The sequence below is a fragment of the Microbulbifer maximicatervae (SeqCode) genome (assembly GCF_052468095.1).
Genome location: NZ_CP174332.1, coordinates 1,025,288 through 1,048,430, shown reverse-complemented (window position 1 = coordinate 1,048,430; position 23,143 = coordinate 1,025,288). Strand labels below are relative to the sequence as shown.

Annotated in this window: 16 protein-coding genes and 1 pseudogene; 1 reads left to right on the top strand and 16 read right to left on the bottom strand. The window is 46.2% G+C overall.

What is annotated here, in order from left to right; genetic code table 11:
• Positions 1 to 26: 26 nt before the first annotated feature.
• The 15 genes from ACJJIL_RS04535 to ACJJIL_RS04465 all read right to left on the bottom strand — a co-directional run bounded on the left by ACJJIL_RS04535 (position 27) and on the right by ACJJIL_RS04465 (position 20,791).
• Entirely contained in the window at positions 27 to 740 is a 714-nt protein-coding gene (locus tag ACJJIL_RS04535; protein ID WP_172975418.1) for a 4'-phosphopantetheinyl transferase family protein, read from the bottom strand.
• A 54-nt stretch (positions 741 to 794) separates the two neighbouring features.
• A complete protein-coding gene (locus ACJJIL_RS04530; protein WP_152454482.1) occupies positions 795 to 1,982 on the bottom strand; it encodes a hypothetical protein in 1,188 nt (395 codons plus the stop codon).
• A 4-nt stretch (positions 1,983 to 1,986) separates the two neighbouring features.
• A complete protein-coding gene (locus ACJJIL_RS04525; RefSeq protein ID WP_152454483.1) occupies positions 1,987 to 2,784 on the bottom strand; it encodes an outer membrane lipoprotein-sorting protein in 798 nt (265 codons plus the stop codon).
• Positions 2,774 to 5,119 (bottom strand): efflux RND transporter permease subunit, encoded by a 2,346-nt coding sequence (locus ACJJIL_RS04520; RefSeq protein ID WP_152454484.1) that lies wholly within the window; start codon positions 5,117 to 5,119, stop codon positions 2,774 to 2,776. The genes ACJJIL_RS04525 and ACJJIL_RS04520 overlap by 11 nt, the downstream gene beginning before the upstream one ends.
• Positions 5,116 to 6,183: a flavin-containing monooxygenase gene (locus ACJJIL_RS04515; RefSeq protein WP_152454485.1), complete on the bottom strand. Its 1,068-nt coding sequence runs from the start codon at positions 6,181 to 6,183 to the stop codon at positions 5,116 to 5,118. The genes ACJJIL_RS04520 and ACJJIL_RS04515 overlap by 4 nt, the downstream gene beginning before the upstream one ends.
• Entirely contained in the window at positions 6,183 to 6,455 is a 273-nt protein-coding gene (locus tag ACJJIL_RS04510; protein ID WP_216646255.1) for an acyl carrier protein, read from the bottom strand. The genes ACJJIL_RS04515 and ACJJIL_RS04510 overlap by 1 nt, the downstream gene beginning before the upstream one ends.
• 21 nt (positions 6,456 to 6,476) lie before the next feature.
• Complete coding sequence (locus ACJJIL_RS04505) at positions 6,477 to 8,186, bottom strand: fatty acyl-AMP ligase (RefSeq protein ID WP_152454486.1); 1,710 nt, start codon at positions 8,184 to 8,186, stop codon at positions 6,477 to 6,479.
• 12 nt (positions 8,187 to 8,198) lie between these two features.
• Positions 8,199 to 9,380: a cysteine desulfurase family protein gene (locus tag ACJJIL_RS04500; RefSeq protein ID WP_152454487.1), complete on the bottom strand. Its 1,182-nt coding sequence runs from the start codon at positions 9,378 to 9,380 to the stop codon at positions 8,199 to 8,201.
• Positions 9,377 to 9,757, bottom strand: a complete 381-nt coding sequence (locus ACJJIL_RS04495) for an iron-sulfur cluster assembly scaffold protein (protein ID WP_152454488.1) — start codon at positions 9,755 to 9,757, stop codon at positions 9,377 to 9,379. Before ACJJIL_RS04495 ends, ACJJIL_RS04500 begins: the two co-directional genes overlap by 4 nt.
• A 28-nt stretch (positions 9,758 to 9,785) precedes the next feature.
• Complete coding sequence (locus tag ACJJIL_RS04490) at positions 9,786 to 10,973, bottom strand: LuxE/PaaK family acyltransferase (protein WP_152454489.1); 1,188 nt, start codon at positions 10,971 to 10,973, stop codon at positions 9,786 to 9,788.
• A 2,425-nt stretch (positions 10,974 to 13,398) separates the two neighbouring features.
• Positions 13,399 to 14,016: a cation efflux transmembrane domain-containing protein gene (locus tag ACJJIL_RS04485; RefSeq protein WP_253868658.1), complete on the bottom strand. Its 618-nt coding sequence runs from the start codon at positions 14,014 to 14,016 to the stop codon at positions 13,399 to 13,401.
• A gap of 457 nt (positions 14,017 to 14,473) precedes the next feature.
• Entirely contained in the window at positions 14,474 to 17,605 is a 3,132-nt protein-coding gene (locus tag ACJJIL_RS04480) for an efflux RND transporter permease subunit (protein WP_152454490.1), read from the bottom strand.
• Between the two features lie 13 nt (positions 17,606 to 17,618).
• Entirely contained in the window at positions 17,619 to 18,968 is a 1,350-nt protein-coding gene (locus ACJJIL_RS04475) for an efflux RND transporter periplasmic adaptor subunit (protein WP_152456399.1), read from the bottom strand.
• A gap of 14 nt (positions 18,969 to 18,982) precedes the next feature.
• Entirely contained in the window at positions 18,983 to 20,314 is a 1,332-nt protein-coding gene (locus ACJJIL_RS04470; protein ID WP_152454491.1) for a TolC family protein, read from the bottom strand.
• Between the two features lie 75 nt (positions 20,315 to 20,389).
• On the bottom strand, positions 20,390 to 20,791 hold the full coding sequence (locus ACJJIL_RS04465) for a hypothetical protein (RefSeq protein ID WP_282933837.1): 402 nt from the start codon (positions 20,789 to 20,791) through the stop codon (positions 20,390 to 20,392).
• A gap of 516 nt (positions 20,792 to 21,307) precedes the next feature.
• On the opposite strand from ACJJIL_RS04465, the gene ACJJIL_RS04460 reads away from it, so the two are divergent.
• Positions 21,308 to 22,051 (top strand): transglutaminase-like domain-containing protein, encoded by a 744-nt coding sequence (locus tag ACJJIL_RS04460; protein ID WP_152454492.1) that lies wholly within the window; start codon positions 21,308 to 21,310, stop codon positions 22,049 to 22,051.
• A 57-nt stretch (positions 22,052 to 22,108) separates the two neighbouring features.
• Here the strand turns inward: ACJJIL_RS04460 and ACJJIL_RS04455 are convergent.
• Positions 22,109 to 23,049: pseudogene (locus ACJJIL_RS04455) on the bottom strand (IS1595 family transposase).
• Between the last annotated feature and the right edge of the window lie 94 nt (positions 23,050 to 23,143).

Sequence of the window (23,143 nt, the reverse complement as noted above, 5' to 3'; positions counted from 1 at the left end):
GCTACTTCCAACTCCACGTCTTGTTTCTAAAACGCCTTGCGGCTGAGTAGGTTAAAATGGTTTGTTTCCAATCGACCCAAAGGCGACAACGCCGGCGACTCCATCGCTACACAAAGCCAATAGCGTTGCGCCAACGTGCAAAGGTTAAACCAAAAGCTCCCCATTTCTCTTACCTTACACTCAAGCCACGTGGCTGGTTGCGAGTTAAGCAAAGATACAAGATCAAACTCGATCGTAGAAAAAGGCAGTCGAAGCCCCAAACCACACACTTTGGACACAGACTCTTTAATGCACCAAACCCTTGTTAACAATTCACAGTGAGCAGTGCTTGGGATAGTCATTACCTGGTCATATTGCTCTGGACTAAGTAAATGCCTGAAATTTAGACCTGAGCCCAGTTCACGAGCAAGGGGCTCCAGATCTATACCTGGATCAACGGTAGAGCTAAGCGCAATCGCGACCACACCACTAGCATGAGAAATACTAAATTTTATTGGGGCCACACTTTGGTTTAAAACTCTAGGCCTGCCTTGCTCATCAGGGAAAATTTCCCAATCTGCCGGCAAAATACTTACGCCACTTTTAGCGGATAAAACATAACGCAATAGGTAACGACCAAGCAGAAAATGTAGGCCCGCCGCTCGATTAACAATCCCACTATATCTTTTCTGCTCAGCCTCGCTAACTGTGGTGAAGACAGTTTGCGGATCATGCTCGATTAGAGTTTCAAACTCCTTCACGGTAGCAATCCAAAGACCTATATCCCTGTTAACTCCAGTCTTCATAGGGTCCGCTCAAAAAGAATAATGCAACTTAAACTCGATAAAATCCTCATCCCGTACTGGATACAGCCAAGTATCACTGCGGCCCACATTGAGGAATAAAAACGCCCGAGTTTCGATTCTAAAATAATCGCTCAGACGGTGTTCTAAGCCTAAGTCGAGGTAGTTGCCATGACTATCGAAGTCATAACTTATGACCCCTCGAAATTCGCTGTCACCGGTATCACCGAAGCTAGCTCTAAGGCCGACAAAGAGATCGTTCTGACCTAATGTTTCAGCTTGCTCATCCCTATCGTCGATTAGATATTCGGCGATCAAGGACAGATCTTGCATACTATCCGGTAGCGAATAAATCGGGTGCTCAAGGCCAACGTTTGCAGCAAAGAAACCTTGCTCCAGTTCGCGACCAGTTTTCGCTTCCAACTTCAAGGTCGTGTCGCCGAGGAGATAAAGTGTGTCCAGTAAAAAATTCTCGGTTTCGATGTAAAAGGGAGTCAACATCGTCGCTGAAGGGCTAGGCCTTACCAGTAGTGGCGCCCGCCTAGTGCCTCTGAAGTAACCGATCCCTGTTTCTAAATCACCAGCGTAAAAATGGCCTCGCAGAGCAACATCTCCACCTCTATTCGAGCTTTCAAAAAGTGCCCGGTCCGAAATCGGTAGTCCGAATGACGGGCGCTCTGGAAATTCTCGCTCACGAAAAGTTGGCAGATAGAATATCGATAGTTCGCCGTTATCAAAACGCAGACCTAAAGATGCGAAGGTCTGCCCCATCTTTTCCTTTCCGTCGATAGCTTGGCGCAAGTCAGCCTGATTAAGTACATTGACTATATTCAGAGATTCAGAAACGCCCCAAAAGAAAGTGCTAACACCAAGATTCAGCGATAACTGATCACGGCGCCAGTGAAGGCTGGCTTGGCGGATATCGGCATAACGACGCTCCCCATCCTGCTTATCCCAGCTACCAAACAACCGCAGCTTATAGCCAGTATCACCAATATCCCCCTCAGCATTTGCTTCAATTTCCAGCCCCGGTCCGAAGCGGTAGCTATCATCAATGGCCAGCGACTCCTCTTCTGCAAATATACGAGCCGTGGCCGCGATATCAACAGAATACTTGTCAACCTTGACCTCTGCGAGGACCGGCATAATGGTAAGGCTTAGACACAGCTGCACCCAAAACGCTAAACGCAAGACCCCCATACCCTTAATCCCGGAGTGTATTGCGATGGAAATTCGCAACTGAGAGACCGGTACCAAACTCGATGCGGCTATAGCTTAAGATCGTTACGTTTCCACTCTGCTGATTATGCATAACCACCTCCATGGGCCTCCAATAACGATCGTCGTAGAGGCGAAAATCCCTTGCGGAAAAAGTCTTGAGCAGCGTTTCCTTACGGTCGAAATAGTCTATACGGAAGATACGTCGAGCACTCTGATCAACCCAGACCCGCTGCCGGCTATATGCAGAGTGAGAGTCTTCTGGCACTCGGTCAATTACGTCACAAACCAGGGCACCATCTTCGCATGATTCCTCTCTCACGTAGGTATAGCGGAAATCGTCGACCGCCTTATCAGACAAGTCCTCGAACGAAAACTCACTACCGACGAACGCACCACTCTTATTGCGAGATGAGATCCTCTTAATACGGGAATAGGCAGGCAAATATAACCACTGCTTATCGGTATCCTCTAACTGCGGATGCGTTAGAAGCGCCGTGCCCCGGATATCGGCAGGAAAATTGAAGCGGATTAACGATTTGTCTCCACCCTCGTGACTCTCAAGTGAGCTGATCTGCAGTTCACGTCGAGTTTCATCTCCGGCCCTGTTGCGTAGAATCATCGTCAATTCGGCAACACTGTCGCCGTAACCAAGATCACGGTTATCCACTGCCACTGCGACCTCCCGCCCCTTTCTAACATCGCTAGCAGCGCCTTGAACCGGCAAACCGATTAGGCCACAAAGTATTGTCACTGGAAGGAGGAGACGGTAATCAGTTCGCATTATTTAGTTCCTTGTCGGTACGAAATTGCAGGTTCGACGTACGTGTCCTGCGCATAAAGGTTAGAACCAAGGCCGGTAGTAATATCAAGTCAAACACCAATGCCAACACAATAGACATCCCCGTGAGCATACCCATCTGGGCATTTTTCTCGAACGCCGAGGTCGACAATAGAAGGAAGCCTATCACTAGCAGCATTGAGCTAATCACGATCCCACCCATAGTCTTACTAATGGTTTCGCTTACGCTATCTTCAGGACTGAGCCCCCGCTTTAGACCGTTGACATACTGATAGAGGAAGTGAACTGTATCATCGACGATTATGCCGATCGCCATTGCCGACACCCCAGCCAGCCCCATTGAGATTTGACCATTAACGAGATACCAAAATCCAAATGCTGCCGCGACTGGAAGCAGGTTTGGAACCAAGCTCAATAGACCAATATCGAGTGAGCGGAATACCAGCATCAACGTCAATGAAATCACCACAAACGCTAGCGAGGCACCTTCAAGGAGACTTACAATATTTGATTGACCAATGTGGGAAAAAATCACTGCGGGACTGCTGTGATAGATATCAATGGAGCGAGGTTGGTTTTGCAATAACCACTCTTCGACCCGTTTTTCAAAAGCAATTAAGCCCACCGAGCTTAGATTCTTTAATCGTGCAGTCAGTTTCACCGAGGATTTATTCAAATTCACCTGATGGGTCACATCACGACCAAACGGCAACGACATCTCGTATAGCAGGAACTGCTGTGCAGCGGTAATTGTATCGCCAGGTAACCGGTAAGAGTCCTCATCACCACCATTCATCAAACGGTTAAGATCCTTGATTCGGTGCAGGGGGCTTGCAGTTGTAAAAACTTCTGGCTGCTCATGTAGCCAGTCATCGAATGTATCAAGAAACTGTAAAAACTCTGGCTGAAACATACCGTTCTGCTCTGGTACCGAGAGCGAGTAATCGATTGTATAAATACCAGAAAAGTGGCGATCGATACGTTCAGAATCAGCACGGAAGGGCTGCGACTCATCAAAATAGCGGATTAAATCATCGTTTAATTGATTCAATGGACTGAGTGCAGCGACGCATAGGGACAAAGGTAGCATTAGCCACAATATCCGCTGGCGGTAAGCGATAACCCAGCCTGACAACAAAGCCATGCGATTAATCAGTCGGTTGGCACCTGTTTCCCGCGTTGAAAAACGAATACGCAGCAGAAGCTGTGGTAGAACCGTCAACGACAAAAGTAGCGAGAAGAGCACACCTAAGGCAACTATATTGCCAAGATCTCGAAACGGCGGTGAGTCACTGAAATTCATCGCCAGAAAACCGATAATAGTAGTGACATGGCTCACCGCAATCGGCTTGAGATTGCGCCGGTAGGATTGCAAGACTGCTTCTTCACGAGAAACACCACTGCGTATCTGGCGCTGAATATAGCTGAGGATGTGGATGGCCGACGCTACTATCACCGTGAACATGATGATTGGAGCCGATACTGATGGCGCAGACAATTGAATACCGAGCCAACCAGCTAGACCCAAAGACCCTAGCAGTGCCAACACTACTACCGTCAAAATAGCGCCACCTGCAGCAGGTGATCCGAGAATTAGAGCAGCGCTGACCAGCACAAAAAGGATCATCAACGGTATCAGCGTGATGAAGTCTTTTTTTGCCGCCTGGAAAAAGGCACCGTTCATCTCCACCACACCGGTGACAAAAAAACGATGATCCGGATATTCCATCTTGAATGACTTAATCAATTCATCGACAGCACCGGTAACGGCTAGCACTTCGGCCTTATGGTCTAACCCTGGCAACCGAATGGTCGCATTGATCGCGGTAAATCGTCCGTTCTTACTAACCAAATTGCCAACCAAGTCCCTCTCACTACTAGCGGCAGTTTCAATAAAGGCGATCCTTTGCGGCGTCAATTCGTCAAGCTCGTAGACGAACTCCTCAATCAAAATATCATCGTCTTCAGCAGAGCTATAGGGGAAGTTCGTTAGCGAATCTACTCGAGAGACATGGGCCGTCCGCCACAACGCGCGTGTCATTTCATGTATAAGGCTCAGAGTACGCTGGTTGTAGATGTTGTCATCCACCGGTTCAATCATGATGAACACGTTATCAGTCGTGCTATAAGTATCTTGCATCTGCTCCAAGCGCAGTAGGTCACGATCGTTATCATCGAAGAAAACGCGATAATCACTGGCCAGCCCCATCCGTTTTAGGCCAACAGCCGACATCAATGTGAGCAACAGCACCAGCGCTAATAGCCACTTACTGGCGCCAGAGCGAATGATCCAATCGGTCTTTATATTTTTGTTCAAGGTATTTCTTTCCTTTCGGATAAAAAGGCTCGCAGCGGCACCATTACTCGCTCTACATCCTTCTCAACCCCCATTACCAGCTCCGACGCTCGACAACTAAGCCATTTACGTCCCACTAAGAAAAGCCCAGGCTCTGGAGTCCTTCCATAGTTTTCAATGAAGCCCCTCTCATCGACACAGTGCGGCAACTTTAGCCAGCTCGTTCGGTCGCAATAGCCTGTTGCCCAAATCACTGTATCTATGTCATGCCAACCGACGGAGTCGAAACGGATTTGACGGCCAGAGCACTCCAAAGCACGGCCAACAATCTTTACGCCTTTAGCCTTCAGCCGTCTATTGTTGTATTCACCACAGGGGACAGGGTTACGCTTTTTTAATATCTTCGCGATGAGGCTGTTCTTATCGGCGGAAAGGATACGCAAGCGATCAAGCCACCAAAAAATATCACGTCCGAACAAACGGTTGGGAGGCAGGCCACGTGGGGAACCCGTGGCCAAAAACACATTGCAACGTCCCGCTAGCCGGTCCACGATCTGACGCCCAGTAGCACCATCCCCAATAACGGCAACAGTGTGGCCATCAGAAATGACATCGGTTGAGGCGAGACTACCGTCTAGTTGCTGCACCTCTCCAGCAAGTTGGGAACTTATCGCCGGCACCTGGGGTATCTGATTAGCACCAGTTGCATTGACGATACTGGTGGCGAGCAGAGACGTGCCGTCGGCAAGGTCGACCTGAAAACTGCCGTTCGAAAGGCGATCGAGACCAACAACTTCACAACCTTCTCGAACCTGAAGATCAAAGTGGCCTGCATAGCTGACCAAATAATCAGCTATTTCTACTGTAGTCGGGAAGCCCTCAGGATCGCCCGGAAAGGCTAGTCCTGGCAGGGCACAGAATTGACGTGAAGTGAATAGCTTCATACCTTCGAGCCGGTTACGCCAAACGTCGCCAATACTATCCCGTTCAAGCAGAAGGTAGTTGAGATCAGCCTGCTGCAGCATTCGTGCGGTGTGAAGACCGAACTGGCCTCCACCGATAACTATGCAATCAAGTCGCGACATCAACTGCGCTCCAAAGCTGTTCTTGAAAAATTCTTTTCGAGATGTGCCACAAGAGCGTTAATCGTTGGGTAGTCGAAGGCTAGCGTCGGATCGATGTCAACAGAGAGGTGGTCCTCCACCATAGTCGATAGCTGGACATGGTCTGCCGAGTCTAGACCTAGACTTGAGAAAGAGGTGTCACTGTGCTTATCAATCGAAAATTCTGGTGTCTTAGCAGCGATAAAATCTGTGATCTGTTCCACCAGGTTTTTCATTCTAAATTCATTCGTCATCTTATATTTCCTATCAACGGTTCATGCGAGCTGCGCCTCTTCGGCTGCAATCAGATCCCTGCAGGCAGTCCTACGAACTTTGCCGCTGGTGGTTTTCGGAATACCGCCAGGCTTGACCAGCAAAAGCTGGTCGAGGGCGACATCATGTGCCAACATCACTGCCTCACGCAGCTCCTGTCGGAGTTCATCGTGGTTTCGGTTAAGAAAGGCGTGGCGGCGAATCTCAACAATGGCTGCCAGTCGGTTTTGGCCATTGCTATCCACAGTGAAAACCGAGGCTCCGTTATTGCCTGCCGCATCAGGATGGTCACTACAGGTACGTTCAATATCGTATGGATAAAGGTTGCGGCCGCGCAGGATTAACATTTCCTTAATCCGCCCGGTGATATACAACTTATTGTCACGGACGAAGCCCATGTCCCCGGTTTTGAGGTAATAATGACCGTCGCAGGGCGATATACGAGCACCGAATTGCTGCTTACTAATCTCAAGGTTGTTAAGATAACCTTGTGCTATTGAGGCACCACTAATCCATATCTCACCAATACAACCCTCATCTGCTAGCCGGCCACTCTCCGGATCAACAACCTTCAAAATCATCCTTGGCGTGATACGACCGCAGCTAACCACTTGACGCCCCTCACCAGTAGATTGCAGTCGACCAGAGTCAAATGCTGCGGGATCGAAAGCCAGGGTTTCAATGCCTACGCCTTTCGGTCCTCCAGAGACAAACAAAGTGGTTTCAGCCATGCCGTAGCAGGGAAAGAAAGCAGTAGAGGAAAAACCGTAAGGCTGGAAACGTTCAGCAAATATCCTCATAGTGTCGGCGCTGACAGGCTCAGAGCCATTCAAAGCCACCTTCCAGCAACTCAGGTCTAATCCCGATAAGTCCTCTCGCTCACCTATGAACTTGATGCAGTGCTCATAGCCAAAATTAGGTGCAGCAGAGCTATGAATTCGATAGTGAGATATCAATTCTAACCACCGGCGTGGACGCTGAACGAACTTCATCGGTGGCATGAAGACGTAGGTACCACCAAGGAACAATGGCTGCAGCATATGGCCTATCAGTCCCATATCGTGGAACTGTGGCAGCCAGCCGCCAGCAATTACACCTTCGCGGTGGCCACACGCCTGCTGGATAGCCAATTGGTTATCGATAATGTTGGCGTGACTTACCATCACACCTTTGGGTAGATCAGTAGAGCCTGAGGTGTACTGAACAAACGCCAACTCATCTGGAGCCGGAAGAGGTAACTCTACATCTTTAGCAGCACCAACCTGCTGCTCATCAATCCAGGCCTGGTCGCCCAAATTAATCGCCGGTAATTCTGCTAATTGCTCAAATAGCTGTTCACGAGTCTCAGCGGTCGTCAGAATGGCTTTGGTCTTTGCATCACCAAGAATACGAACAGTGCGCTCTAATTGCTGAGCATTGCGACTCAGGTTCAGGGGTACAGCAATGACGCCAGCCGCGAGGCAGGCGAGGAAGTTGACCACAAAATCAAGACCAGCAGGGAAAAGCAGAGCAAGCGGCTGGCCTCTATATCCGCGCTCGACTAACAGTCGGGCCCGTTCCAGTACCTGCTGATTCAGTTCACCGTAACTCAGCGATAGAGCACTATCAGGCCCATGAGGCTGGAATACGCAGGCGGTACGGCTAGGCTCATTAACCACGTGTCGGGCGAACTGATCCATGAAGCGCTGAGCTGGAAAAATCTTATCCGTCATGAGCCCAACTCCTCACCCTTTAAAGCTCATGCTTTTGAGCTGTGCCACGCACCGCTGCAATGAATCAACAAAACGATCTATATCATCAAGGCTGGTAAAGCGGCCGAAGCTAATCCTGATCGCACTTTGTATTTCTTCATCACTTAGCCCCATTCCTTGTAATACAGGCGATAGTTGACGGGTCTTGTTGTTACTGCATGCAGAGCCAATCGACACCACAATCCCATCTTTCTTTTCCATTAACAGAGCAAGCGCCTCACCCCGAATGCCTGGAATCGATAGGTTTAAGGTATTGGAAATCGCCCCCTCATAATGACTAGCACCATTGATATGTGTTTCGATAGAGGATTTGCCAAGCTGTTCGATCAAGTGCTGTTTGCACTTCAGACAGTGATGATCCCAGTACTCAAGCTCCCTGCGACATTCGTCAGCAGCCTCACCGAGTCCGGCGATAGCGACCAAATTCTCGGTACCAGAGCGCATTGCCATCTCTTGTCCACCACCATGAATCAAGGGAGATATGCGATCTATATTCTGGATATATAGGCCGCCAATACCCTTGGGACCATAGAATTTGTGTGCGGAAAAAGAAACAAAATCAGCACCTAATGCCTCGACATCAAGAGGCCGCTTACCTACTGCTTGCACTGCGTCGACATGGAACGGAATGCCTCGGGAGCGGGTCAGCCTTGCCACCTGATCCACAGGTTGAATAACGCCGGTTTCATTGTTCGCATACATCATGGAAATCAATCTGGTGTCAGGCCGGATAGCTTCAGCGACAGCCTCAAAACTGACGGCGCCACTCGGTCCCGGCTTCAAGCAGGTGACTTCGAATCCGAATTGGTGGGCGCAGTATCGGATAGTTTCTAGAACTGAAGGGTGCTCAATCGCCGTGGTTAGGATATGGCCGGCCCTACCCAGGTCGTTCATCAGGCTTCCTTTAATAGCCCAGTTATTGGCTTCAGAACCGCCGGAGGTAAAGAAAACTTTTTCCGGCGCGGTACCCAGTAGGCTAGCGACATGGGTCTTTGCTCGCTGGATTAGCTCACGATTACTGGTCGAAGGAAGCGTACGCCCCGATGGATTAGCAAAGAGCCGAAGCGCAGAGGACATAGCCGTAGCTACAGCCTCCGACACCGGGGTTGTGGCGTTGTAGTCGAAGTAACCCTCAATCGAGTGAGCATTTGTCATGGCATCACCTCCCGACAATCTTTGCCAACTAAGCTCAGCAACCTATGATGAAGCTGCTGCAAAATCTCAACACAATGGTGTTGTGATGGCTCTAGTTCACCAAGCATGCCTTCTATTTCGCTACTTGTTCTCCCGGCAAGCTGTTCCGGTGCCAACCCCTCAAGCGAGGCACAGAAAATGTTGGCCGTCGCCACCGAAGTAGCGCAGCCCCAAGCTCTAAAGCGAGCACTGTCAATCAGTCCATTGGTGATGTTGATCTGAACGCGAATCCGATCTCCACATACTGGATTGCCAATTTCATATTCGTAATTGGGTTCGTTGATATCACCGACATGAGCCGGGTCGGAAAAGTTGTCAATGATGATGTCGTTGTACATGTTGTAGCTCCATCTTGGACAGCTGTAATTAGGCGACGACTGGACAACTGCCGCTAGCAGCCTGCTCTGCGTCCAAATCTTCAAGCCGCTTATCTAAATTAACCGCACAGCAACCAAATTCTTTTGACTCAGGTAGGCGCATTACATACTGCATGCGTTGACCACTTCTTCCCGAACGACTCGCTTCAGGCAACAGTCGCACCAAGTCCTCAGTAAGCATGAAACCAGGCGTCGAACGTGCGAGAGGGTCAAGAATTGCCAATTGGCCGGTCTGGCCCGGTTCGACCTCTCGATCTAGTTGTTTGGGGTCTCTTACCGAGAAATGAACGAAGGGGGAGACATGCTTGATTCCATACTCATCGTCAATAGCAATGACATTGGATTCAACCAAGGCGTAGATGTCACGGATCTGGCTCTCTTCAACGCCCAAGTACTCGATACATTCACTGTTGAATTCTGCACGTGACAACATCTGGCCTGAGAAGCGCTTCCACCCCCCAAGAGTGATGATGTAACTACTCTTATCGAGTTTAATTCGGGTGTTGGTAGCTTTGAGGTAGCTGATAAAACGATTGATCAGGAATGGAGGACCAATCAAATGGCGACTGAATTTATCATTCCAATCCTCAAGCTGTTCTAAGGCCTCTTCGGGCTTAAAAGATTCTTGCCGAACCATGAATCTATGAGTGTCCAGCAGACCTGCGAGCATATTGAGGGCCTTGATCATGCCCATTTCAGGAATTTCCTCGGTTGAGGGGCAAAGATAAAGGCCGGCACCTTTGGAGATCTTTAGGAATTCGCGATACATCGAGTAAATCCCCAGCACCGCATTGTCAACGGTGTCCGCGCAGCGGCGCGAAACGCTGGGAATACCAGAGGTACCTGTGCTTCGCATTTCTAGCTCTACATCACGTAGGCTGACTGAAAGTAACTTATGGCTATCGTTTGATTTAAAAAGCTCAATGGGAATCAGAGGTATTTTGATCAGGTCAGCTGGAGTTGAGATCATATCCGGTGTCACTCCTTTGCTATCGCAAGCGGAGCGGAAAAAAGCATTGTTCTCATAGTGATAAGCGAATGCCTCATGGATCAAGCCTGTCTTGAAATCCAGTAAGTTATCCTCTGTCATCGAATAGAGTTCCGCCACAGATGACAGTGCCACCTTTAAAGGGTCTAACCCGTTTTCCTTGAGTATGTTTTGTAACTGTATCGACATTTCAATCTCCATTTTTAAAGTCAAATAAGACACGGCCTCAATCGTCTATGCGGAGGCATTTAGGCTATTTTTTTACTGTTTTAATCAAGCTGATATATATCAAAAAACTTAACAAAAACCTCAAAGCTTGAATTAAGAATGGTTTAAACATCAGAGAATTTAGAACTCGACTGAAAGACCCATCCGGGAATCATGCCGGGTAAACCTGCCGGGTAAATCTGCCGGGTAAATCTGCCGGGTAAATCTGCCGGGTAAATCTGCCGGGTAAATCTGCCGGGTAAATCTTTGACCACCATCAAGAGTCTCTACTTATCGATTCTATTTATTATTTTCCGAGAGAAATATTAAACACATTAGAAATTTTAACAATCACTTCAAAGTAATTTTCTTTATTTTTTTATTTTTCTTGCCGCGTAGTATGGTTTTTTTTTGCTACATGACCAGCCCCTCTCACTTACACCCACTTACAATCTTACCCCTTCAAATTACCTCTAAAAATTAGCCAGAACAATCGGTCCGCCAATCACATAAAAATCATCTTGCGATCATGAACTCACAACAAAACGAACAGGCTTTATACATATTTTTTTTACTATTGAAGCTTGCACTCACACCTGAACTCCGACTCCCAACGGGAAACCCAAGAAAGCACCTTGCCGCCAATTACAGCAAATTACAGCTTATATTTTGGTAACATATTGTGACCAGCCAATTAACAAATATAAACTATTTGATGACAAGCTTAATAGAATTAATTCAATCTTAGGGGTAGAGTAAATTCGCACAAATATTCAAGCTTACATTGTCGTTTTTCCTCAATCTTTAATCTCCCTGCTATTTTTCAGCAGAAAATTCGTATTTTTAAGTAAAGATTGATACATCACATTCATATAAACCACACCACAATTAACAACACGCCCCGCAACACCAAGTAATTTATTGGATATTTTTTTATTACAACGATCTACTTTAAGGAGAATAGTACCAAGTAAGGCGCAACTGTACTTCCACCTCCTTTTCTTTTACCTACACCAACTAAACGCCATTAATTCTCATGACTAAAATAGAAAACTCAGTCTCATTTATGACAACCATCCATAATAATCTATTTATTACTCTTTATTTTTTAACTATCAATAAAAAATTATCCACATTATCTTTGCGAGATTCCCTATTGCACAATTAAAACCACAGAAACAATGGCCATTTTCAACACACAAAAAACCAGAATACCGCTTTAGACATCCCTCAGAAATACCCAATCGTGCTTACACATTTTATTACCATGGGAAAATATCTATTCAGCAGGCACTTTAGAAGCATCCACCAAACTAAAAATGCTGAAAGCTGAGCACCAGGGATAGATTTACCTACATCCGCCGATGAACTGAAAAACATTATCTTTGCCGGCCAGCTTAAAGAAGCACTACAAAATCGGCTTCAATTATAAAGCGCATACCAAACCTCGTAGATGTGGCTGAAGATAAGATCTGATTTCTAGCTAACTTTAGGAGTACTTTGCAAAATGAGAGAGCATACGGCACACGCAATCTACGTAACATTTTCTTATTTCATCTAGCAATGGCGATATTTAGTATCAAAAGAAACAGAACACCTTCCTAGTACCTCCGAGCCACCTCCCAATTAAGCCCCATACTTCACCCTAACTTAGTGTTAAATTATTAAACTCAACTTTCCCACCAAAAGTATCCACTAGACCGGAAGTTATGAAGAGTATAAATTTTTACAGGCACAGAACCACACACTTAATTGAAAATCGTTATCATTACCAATATTACCTATAGAATATGAGCGACAGAGAACTTTCTGAAACATCTAACTCGATGAAACAGCTGCTCGACAATTATTTGCCATACGGCTTTAAGACTGAAGAGATATAGATCAAATCACCGATCTAAAGCATTGCACCATACTTTGCCATGAAGCTCACCTAGTAGACATTAATGTCGCGGCTCAATATTCTTTTCAACAGAAGGTACGTATCAATTTTTAGTTACAGTCGGCTAAAAATTTAGAGCTATAAAAAAAACACTTGAGGACTTCTTAGGCTTTTATGCCCCAATGAAAGATATTCAACACCTAACAATACTTCGACTAGATCCTTTGGAGGCTGTAAGGGAATATTCGGCAGCATATAATAATAAAATTTCTGCCTAGACCATCTAGGTCAAAGGTGAAAAAAGTGCGTCATGTCATAACGCATTAAAATGGATGCACAAAACTGCTCTATGAGAGAAAAGCACTCATAAGTTCGCCAACTCAAACCTTAAGGGATCATTGCATCTTTTGCTCTCAGAAATTAGTGACAAGCATCTTCAGGTAAGACTCCCATTGATCTACAAACTATTTTAGACAAGCCACTAAGAAGTTGATATTACTCATACTATTAAAACCTTAAGGTCACTTAGGATATTTTGGCTTTTCGAGTGGACTCCCTCGCCTCTTTAAGAATCAAAAAACCACCTCGAGTGACAACAGCCGAAATTATTAAGCCTATAGCAAGATCAGGAAAACGACTATCGATTACCGCCACTAGTAGTCCTGACACAATCACTCCTAAATTTGCGACAACATCATTGGCTGAAAAAATCCAAGCGGCTCTCATATGTACACCCCCTTCCCTATACTTTGATATTATTAGGAGGCAAACAACATTTGCTAACAAGGCAGAGGCCCCTATTGATATCATTAGTATACTTTCTGGCTCGCTTCCAAAAAGTGATCTCCTACAAACCTCATACAACACCCACAATCCCAATATAATTTGAATTATTCCACTGACATTAGCTGCCTTAGCTTGATATATAACCCCTCTACCTACAACAAATAAAGAGATCCCATACACAGCAGCATCAGCCAACATATCTAGAGAGTCAGCAATCAGTCCTGTTGACTGAGCAAACCATCCAAGAATTAATTCAAACACAAACATAATTGCGTTGATCACTAGCAGCACCATTAAAGTGCTTCTCTCTAATTTATCTGCTTGCTCTACACCGCAACCACATTCAGACATATTCATGCCCTCTCTAAACAGAACTCCACTTAGGGATATTTATGTTTTAAACATCAACAATTACTTACTTCAAATTCTCTCTCGAGGCTAGATCCTGTCTTTCTTTAAAAATTCAGATCATATTTATTAGTCAACCTCATGAGAAGTCAAATTACAATTCACTAAAATCAGAGATCAAGGGCACCAGCACTTCCGCCCACTCAATTTAGGACCTATAAAGGTTGGCATTGAACTAGAATAAAAATCTGCAAGCAGTAAACTCATACTAAACCTACACACTAAAAACCCGTCACTCCATTGAGGCAATAGAAACATCTATTATTTTCTATTTATCTTATATAAATATCAAGCGCATCCATTTCTTTCATGCTCAAAAATGAACCAACAAACACTTAAATATTTTCATTAAAATTTTGCTCACCCCTACCTAAATATAAGCAAAGGTGAGCATCATAAATTATGTTTATATTTTCAATATACCTTCTCTTCCATGCACTATCCGATAAAGCAATGGCAGTACAAACAAGGTTAGGAGAGTAGAAGAAATTATGCCTCCAATTACCACCGTAGCTAGTGGTCTTTGAACCTCTGCTCCAGTACCTACATTCAAAGCCATAGGAACAAAACCGAGACTTGCAACCAACGCAGTCATCAATACTGGACGCAGGCGGATCATAGCACCATCGATAATGGATGTGAGCAACTCACCACCTTGCTGACGAAGTTGTCGGATGAAGGAGAGCATTACCAAACCGTTTAACACCGCCACACCAGATAGTGCAATAAATCCTACTCCAGCAGAAATAGATAAAGGCATATCGCGCAACCATAGGGACAAGACACCTCCAGTAAGCGCCAGGGGTACTCCACTGAAAATAATTAAGGCATCCTTGAATGAACCAAAGGCCATCACCAGAAGTCCCAGAATTACCAATAGTGTCAGTGGAACCACTATTGAGAGGCGAGTACTGGCGGATTCCAATTGCTCGAAAGTGCCGCCGTATACTAGCCAGTAACCTGCAGGCAAAGAGACCTGCTGATCAATACGGCTCTTCGCCTCTTCAACAAAGGACCCCAAATCACGGTCGCGGACGTTGGCAGTTACCACAACACGGCGCTTACCATTTTCCCGGCTGATCTGGTTGGGGGCAGGGGTCATTTCCAAGTTAGCAACTTCTGACAAGGGCACATAGCTACCCAATGGGCTACCAGTAGGTAACGGAACAGGTAAATCCCCAAGGTTCTCATAGTCTCGTCGCAAGCCTTCCGGCAGACGCACTACCAGATGAAAACGGCGATCGCCTTCGTAAATCAATCCAGCCTCTTCACCTCCAATAGCCGCTGAAACCAAATCTTGCAAGGTTTGCAGATCTATTCCATAGCGGGCGAGTGCGATTCGATTCGGCACTATTGATAGAATCGGTAGACCCTCCACTTGTTCTACACGAGCATCAGCAACACCCTCAATTCCATTTAGCACACCGAGAATTTCATTTGAAGAAGCCACCAGCTGATCCAGATCATCACCGAATACTTTAATACCCAGGTCTGCACGTACGCCGGAAATTAGTTCATTAAAGCGCATTTGGATTGGTTGGGTGAACTCGTAGTTATTTCCCGGTAACTGACGCACAGCTTCTTCGATTTCAGCAACCAATTGTTCCTGGGGCAGTTTCGGATCGGGCCATTGGTCACGGGGCTTCAGGATCACAAAATTGTCGGCTACATTTGGCGGCATTGGGTCTGTTGCTACTTCTGGTGTACCAATTTTTGCGAATACTTTATCTACTTGAGGAAACTCCTTAATACGCTGCTCCAACAAGCTTTGCATTTCTACAGATTGCTCTAAACCGGTACCAGGAATACGCAGGGCGTGTAAAGCGATATCACCCTCATTGAGCTGAGGAATAAATTCAGAACCCAGTGTTGTTGCAAGCCAGCTGCAGAACAGTACTAATGCAAGAGCCCCAGAAAGTACTAACCAGCGCACTTTCATTGCAGCAATCAACAGTGGTTTATATAAAGATTTGGTCGCAACAATAACTTTGTTTTCATTTTCACTGATTTTACCTGTCAGGAAAACAGCAACTGCTGCAGGCACAACGGTCAATGAAAGCACCAGTGCAGCGAGTAAAGCCATCACTACAGTGGCAGCCATGGGGTGGAACATCTTCCCTTCCACACCTGTAAGCGAAAATAGAGGGATATACACCACGGTAATGATCAAAACACCAAACAAACTTGGGCGAATCACTTCGTTGGTAGCTTGGAATACTAGCTCCAAACGCTCTTGTAGGGGCAGCTTGCCTCCGTTGCGATGCTGGGCTTCGGCAAGTCGGCGAATCGCGTTCTCCACAATTATCACGGCCCCATCGACAATCAGGCCAAAGTCAAGGGCTCCGAGACTCATCAGATTGGCGGAAACACCCGTTTGCACCATGCCGAAAATGGTGGCAAGCATGGAAAGCGGGATTACCGCTGCAGTAATAAAGGCGGCTCGAATATTTCCCAGCAACAAGAACAATACCACGATAACCAGCAGCGCACCCTCAACAAGGTTTTTTTGCACTGTAGCGATAGCTTTATCTACCAGAGTGGTCCGATCATAAACCGCCTCTACCTTAATACCTTCAGGTACGGTTGATTTTATTCGCTTTAAGGCTTCCGCTACACTTCGAGCTACCTCCCGGGAGTTTTCCCCTACCAGCATCATAGCTGTGCCCAATACGGTCTCTTCACCATCGCGAGTGGCAGCACCGGTGCGAAGCTCTTTTCCAATAGCTACTTCGGCTACATCCGAAATTTTAACCGGCACCCCGGCGCGACTGGTAATTACCACATCCTCAATTTCGGCAATATTTCGCAACTGCCCTGGTGAACGCACCAGAAGTTGCCGTCCATTCCCCTCCAAGTAACCAGCGCCGCGACTTTCGTTATTGCGGCTCAGCGCTAGAGCGATATCTTCCATGGATACGCCAAAGTTAAGCATCTGTCGAGGTTCGGGTGTTACGTGATACTGCTTGTTATAGCCACCGATGGTATTAACTTCAGTAACTCCGGGGACTAAGGATAATTGCGGTTTTATAATCCAATCTTGAATTTCCCTCAGTGAAGTGGCGTCGTAAGGCTGCCCATTGGGCTGGGTGGCGCCAGGCAGAGCCTCCACTGTGTACATAAAAATCTCACCGAGTCCGGTAGCAATGGGACCCATTTCAGGCTCTAACTCCGGAGGCAAATGACTTTTAATACTACTGAGACGGCTATTAATTAAGTTCCGAGCAAAATAGAGATCTGTACCCTCTTTAAAAACAACAGTGACCTGGGACAAACCGTAGCGAGAGAGCGAACGGGTATATTCTAAATTAGGCAAGCCGGCGAGTGCCGCCTCCACAGTGTAAGTAATCCGCTGCTCCGCCTCTAAAGGTGAATAACCAGGAGCCTCGGTATTAATCTGTACCTGAACATTGGTGATATCGGGAACCGCATCAATTGGAAGTCTCTGATAACTCCAAACCCCCAGGCCCACCAATACAAAGATCAGGGACAGTACGAAGTAGCGCCGCTCAATTGAGAAGCGCAGTATACTTTCAATCATCTTCTGGCCTCATTTAATGGCTATGTGCAGCGCCGGACTTTTCAATATCCGCTTTGATCAGGTAGCTGTTCTCGGTGACATAGCGATCACCCTCATTGAGGCCACTCAGCACTTCGGTTACAGTGCCGTCGCTACGGCCGAGTTTTAGTGGACGAATTTCATAGGTTTCTCCCACTTTGATAAATACCACCGTCCAATCGCGGAAAGGTTGTAGTGCACGATTCTCGACCACTAAAGGCACAGATTTTTCATTGGTTACTACTTGGCCTTGGACCATTAGATCGGTAGTCCAGAGCTCATTGGGGTTTTCAATCACCGCTCTTGCAATCGCGAAGGGCTGACCATTACTGCTCGGAGCAAGGCTGCTGATAGTTGACTCAAAAGAACGCTCACCAGCTGTAATTGAAACCTGTTGCCCTAATTTGATCTGATCGCGACGCATCGGAAATACTTGCAACTCAGCCCACAGCTGGTCGTAGTTAGCTATGGTAAACAGCACCCGTTCGCCACTGAATTCACCTTGGCTGGCTTGCTTATCAATTATCTGACCGCTAATAGGAGCGACCAATGGATAAATTTGCAAGCTGTCATTGGATTCGATAGAAGCAAGCTCTTCCCCTTTCGCTACCAAATCGCCAAGCGTTTTTTTAACAGTGATTACGGTTCCTGGGTAACGTGCACGCACATGACTGAGGTTACGATGATCTATCGCAGTTTTACCATATAAGGTAACGCTTTCTTTAATTATACCTGGAGCAGCAATTGCAGTTTTAATGCCTGCCTTTTTTGCCATTTGTTCAGAGATCTGCACTCGACCTTCATGGGACTCATAATCCCAACTTGTGCGCTCGCCGTTGTAAAAAACAGAAACGGCAACATCAAAAGAGTGAGGTTCCTTTACTACGCCTTCACCGCGGTAATACCCAACACTATCCTCCCAGGCAAAGGGTATTTGATCCACTTTTCCACCAAGTCTTTCAAGCTCTACGGAAACACGAGCATTCTCTAAAGGTTTACCATTAAGAGAAATCCAGGCTCGAAACTCTGGCTTTACACCACTTTCATAAATAAGCAACTCGGCCGTTAGATCCCCCTCAGTCAGTAAACGGCCACCATTGGGGCCCTTTTCCTCCTGATGCTCATCATGTCCGCCATGGTTATCACTATGTCCATGACTAGAGAATTGTTTCCCTTCCTGTTCATCATGCTCATCATGGCTATCATTGGAGCCCAGCTCTTCATCTTGCTTAACATGTTCATCATGACCACCATTTGCATGACCCAGGCTTGCAATCCAAAATCCAGAGAAAATGAGGAGTATGGATAATATTGCCAGGCGAATTACTTTACTTAATCTGCTCATATCTAAATCCAAAATTATTTTCCGCTTCCTACACTCTCGGAACCTAAAGGCCCTGCTGTAAGCTGCTCAATCTCAGCGCCGAAAAGAAGTACAGACCGCGCTGCTTCGATTCGTGCACGTTCAGCATCGAGCAACTCTTCCCGAGCAACAATTAAGTCAAGATAAGAACTCCGGCCACGACGATAGGCACGATCTACTTCAGTCAATGCCTCGCGAAGCTTAGGGATTACAGAATCCTGCAAACTGGAGACAGTAGCCAGGGCCTGTTCGCGACCGGTTACGGCAAGAAATAGCTGAGGATAAAGTTGTAGTAATGCCGCCTCACGACGGAGCATAACCTCATCCAATTCAGTCATTGCTGTTAGCTCGGCACCACGATTGCGTTTTGCGGTAAAGAGTGGAACTTCGAAACCAGCTAAAGCTGTAGTTTCGTCAACAGCCCGATTCACGAGAAGACCTGCAAACCATCCAACATCAGGCTTTGAGTTGGACTGGGTGAGACGAAGCTGTGAAGCACTCAGTCGCTCTTCGGAAGCAAAGCGCGCTATAGCTGGGTTTTCCTGCGCACGCGCATAAAGTTCCTCAAAACTAGCGCCGGGCTCAAAACGATAGAGCTCACTGGAGTCTACTCGATAATCTATACTCGGCTGTCCCCACAGAGCCGATAGGGCATGCCTGTAGTACACTAGCATGCTCTCATCCGTCTGCTTAGCGAGGCTTGCTTTTGTCAGGGCGGACTCCGCTCGTAGGCGTTCAGAAACCGGGCTAGCAGCAGCGCTGACTCTGGCGCTGACAGCGCTTAGCGTTTCACGTGCGAGTAATACCTTCTCCCTAGCCAATACAGCTAATTCCTGGGCAGCAAGAACCTGAGCATAGCGACGGATAACTTCTGCCAGAAGATCTAGCGCCTTAGCTTGCTCATCCGCGATCAGTAAATTACGCTGGGCATTGACTACATCTATTCGAGCTCTACGTTTATCTCCTAGCTCAATTACGGAGGATAAAGTTACCGTCAACTCAAGCTCATTGTCGGCATCATCCTCGGGATCTGGCGCATTATTGGAGCCACCATCACCAAAGTTCTTGTATTGAGCCTCACCTCCTAGGCTTAACGCAGGCCGCAGTGCTGCAGTCTCTTCAGCACCATCTAGACCTCTTCTCTGTAATGGGAATACCGCAAGCTCCGGATTCTGTGCGAGCGTCAGCTCAATCGCATCTGGTAATGTCAGTAAATCCCCCTCCTGCGCGGATACTGATTGCGCAGCTAAATACATTATCGCCACCATCAACTGGAATATGGCACGACGACGAATCACACTCTCAGTGAGCGTGCAGTAAAAATCCATGGGTATCTCCCAAGTCAGTTTTTAATTGCGCAAGGGGGCCTTGTAGCTCTCCTTACTCGCGCGGCATTAGAGCAATCAGACTTGGGTTATAGGTGGGCGGAGTAGAGGGGTAAAATAACCACTGGGAACACGTGTATTGCCGAATTCTCGATAATTAACGATTCCGCTCAGAATAGAGAGTAATGATTGACCTACCAGGGCGGTAAAGGTACTTCCATGGCAATGACAGCAGTGATTACATAAATCCAGAAGAAACGAAGATTGATCAGCCTCATCCCCGCTGGAGGGGATCTGTAAGCTTAAATCAGAAGGGGAGCTGTCCGGTTGAAACGGTAAATTGCCGGGCAGATCTTCATCATGATGTAGAGACAGGTGATTCGTTACCTCCTGAACTTCTTCATGGCTATCATAGAATGCACCTGCGGTCTGAAAGACCATAAGCACAATTAATAGAAATGATAGTCGAACTACATTCATAAAAGTTACAAAGAGACCAGAATCTACTGAATGGGATTCTAGCAAGTAAATTCAGACACCTCAACTTAACTCACTGCCCTAAAGTTATCATTAACCCCAAAGTGGCTATTTGGTCACACCTTCTCTCCAAGTGAGGAGTCAGCCTCTAGAAGAGGTCAATTTACAGTTAACGACACTTACACTAGTAAGGAGTCTATCGGTCCCATAGTCCACGGAATTTGGGTTGGAAAGGTAGAGCTTTAAAAGGGCTATATTCTTCAAGTAATCGGGATGCGAGATCATAATACTAATGTTAAATTCATTAAGTAGATTAAAATTCTTTCAGGAACCGTTAACCTTGCATGAAAGTGGGGGATTAACTTTGAATAAGCAGCCCAAATAAAAGTCTATGCGACATTCATTTAGGAATGATTTTGATAAGAGAGCTTTCGTGAAGTCTTAGGAGGTTTATTCAATTATACGAGAGGGCAGAGTTTAAATAAGCCCACATTATAACTTACCTTGGAGAACAAATGAATGAAGACACTTACTCGTGAATACTTATCAGAAACCCCTATGCTTGACTTTGAGAATAAAACCATTCAGATGTTAATTGAAAATAAGAAATGGCGTAAGCTATCTCAGTATGACGCCATTGGTGCCATCTATAAGTTTGTTCGTGATGATATTTTATTTGGTTACAATAGTGATGATCGTATTCCGGCTAGCAGGGTACTGAAAGACGGGTACGGACAATGTAACACTAAAGGAACATTGCTAATGGCTTTGCTTCGCGCTGTTGGCATTCCTACACGCATTCATGGATTTACTATTTTTAAAGACCTTCAGAAAGGTGCCATACCTAGTTATCTATTCTATATCGTACCTGAACGAATTATCCACAGCTGGGTTGAAGTATATTCAAATGATAGGTGGATCAACCTTGAAGGATATATTATCGACCGCCCATACCTGAACAAAGTCCAAGAAGGGTTCCGTAATCAATGCTCTGAGTTTAAAGGCTATGGTATTGCCACAAAATGCCTACAAAACCCACCCATTGACTGGGAGGATAAAGATACATTTATACAGAAAGAAGGTATCGCAGACGATTTCGGAGTTTATACGCAACCTGATGATTTTTATCTGCTCTATGGAAGTAATTTAACTGGCATTAAGAAATTACTATTTCGCTTCGTGATCCGTCATTTAATAAATATCAATGTTAAACGGATTCGAGCAAAGGGCTTAGGTAAATGTAATACCTTAGAATTAAGCTGATAAAGTATAGCGATACCACCTCTAGCGAGGGTGTTCAAAACTCTGCCTAATTACCACCTATACTAAGCCAATTTTCAGCAGTCTTTCCGGCATTGGAGGTGTCCGAAGAGAGAAAAAAAAAGTCTTGGAATGAGTGCTGATAAGTCGAACCGTCGATTAAATCGATATTGAAATTCTGCCAAATATCGCTGCGCATATTTCGGCCTAATCGCATGGTAGGTACTACGCAGTGCACTTTTTAGATTGCCGAGTACCGTATTCACCCAATAGAACTCAGGCTCTTCAACAGAAGCTCGACCACCACCACAAACAATCTTGTCATGTACACAATTAGCCTCTGTGACAGCATTGAAGCATGCAAGGCCATCTGAGATAACCATGCTACCGCTGCAAAGATGCTTTTTGCTCCAGGTAGAAATCTCACTGCTCCTGAAGCCCTTGATAATAGAGAGCTTGATACGAGTAGGACGTCTATCTTTGGTAGTTTCAACGGCAGCCACAAAGGGAGTTTTACCCTTAGCTCCGCGCCCCGGCTTGCATCCAGTATGTTCACCACCGAGATAGGCATCATCCAATTCAATAAAACCGGATAGCTTGTACTGTTGGTCCCGCTCCATCATCACCTGCATGAGTTTCTGCTTCATACGCCAGGCAGCGTTGTAAGAGAGACCCAGATGACGAGCCAGCTCCATAGAGGAAATACCCTTCTTATCCTGGGTAATCAGAAAGATACCGAGAAACCAAGTAGTAAGGGGCAGTTTGGTGGAGTCAAATATCGTACGAGAAGTAATCGATGTCTGACGTCGACACCGGTTACATTGCTTGAGCTTGCGGTAAGCGAGGTTGCAATGTTTGTCATGTCCGCAGTGAGGGCAACAGAAGCCATTTGGCCAACGCCATTGACAGAGAGCATCGAAGCACTGCTCTTCTGTACCATAAGCTTTAAGGAATTGGGTCAAACTAATACCCTTCTGGAACTGTACCTTGTTGCGAGCCATGGTGTATTCCCTTACAGATCAACATGATAGCTGTATTTATATACAGTTAAATGTGACTTAGCAAGGGTGGTAATTAGGAAACTCTGTGTCAGCC

What these genes read in the sequence shown, in the direction of transcription:
- ACJJIL_RS04530 (WP_152454482.1), bottom strand. Translation starts at nt 1,982, where the DNA reads ATGGGGGTCTTGCGTTTAGCGTTTTGGGTGCAGCTGTGTCTAAGCCTT.
- ACJJIL_RS04525 (WP_152454483.1), bottom strand. Translation starts at nt 2,784, where the DNA reads ATGCGAACTGATTACCGTCTCCTCCTTCCAGTGACAATACTTTGTGGC.
- ACJJIL_RS04515 (WP_152454485.1), bottom strand. Translation starts at nt 6,183, where the DNA reads ATGTCGCGACTTGATTGCATAGTTATCGGTGGAGGCCAGTTCGGTCTT.
- ACJJIL_RS04510 (WP_216646255.1), bottom strand. Translation starts at nt 6,455, where the DNA reads ATGACGAATGAATTTAGAATGAAAAACCTGGTGGAACAGATCACAGAT.
- ACJJIL_RS04505 (WP_152454486.1), bottom strand. Translation starts at nt 8,186, where the DNA reads ATGACGGATAAGATTTTTCCAGCTCAGCGCTTCATGGATCAGTTCGCC.
- ACJJIL_RS04500 (WP_152454487.1), bottom strand. Translation starts at nt 9,380, where the DNA reads ATGACAAATGCTCACTCGATTGAGGGTTACTTCGACTACAACGCCACA.
- ACJJIL_RS04495 (WP_152454488.1), bottom strand. Translation starts at nt 9,757, where the DNA reads ATGTACAACGACATCATCATTGACAACTTTTCCGACCCGGCTCATGTC.
- ACJJIL_RS04490 (WP_152454489.1), bottom strand. Translation starts at nt 10,973, where the DNA reads ATGTCGATACAGTTACAAAACATACTCAAGGAAAACGGGTTAGACCCT.
- ACJJIL_RS04485 (WP_253868658.1), bottom strand. Translation starts at nt 14,016, where the DNA reads ATGAATATGTCTGAATGTGGTTGCGGTGTAGAGCAAGCAGATAAATTA.
- ACJJIL_RS04480 (WP_152454490.1), bottom strand. Translation starts at nt 17,605, where the DNA reads ATGATTGAAAGTATACTGCGCTTCTCAATTGAGCGGCGCTACTTCGTA.
- ACJJIL_RS04475 (WP_152456399.1), bottom strand. Translation starts at nt 18,968, where the DNA reads ATGAGCAGATTAAGTAAAGTAATTCGCCTGGCAATATTATCCATACTC.
- ACJJIL_RS04470 (WP_152454491.1), bottom strand. Translation starts at nt 20,314, where the DNA reads ATGGATTTTTACTGCACGCTCACTGAGAGTGTGATTCGTCGTCGTGCC.
- ACJJIL_RS04465 (WP_282933837.1), bottom strand. Translation starts at nt 20,791, where the DNA reads ATGAATGTAGTTCGACTATCATTTCTATTAATTGTGCTTATGGTCTTT.
- ACJJIL_RS04460 (WP_152454492.1), top strand. Translation starts at nt 21,308, where the DNA reads ATGAAGACACTTACTCGTGAATACTTATCAGAAACCCCTATGCTTGAC.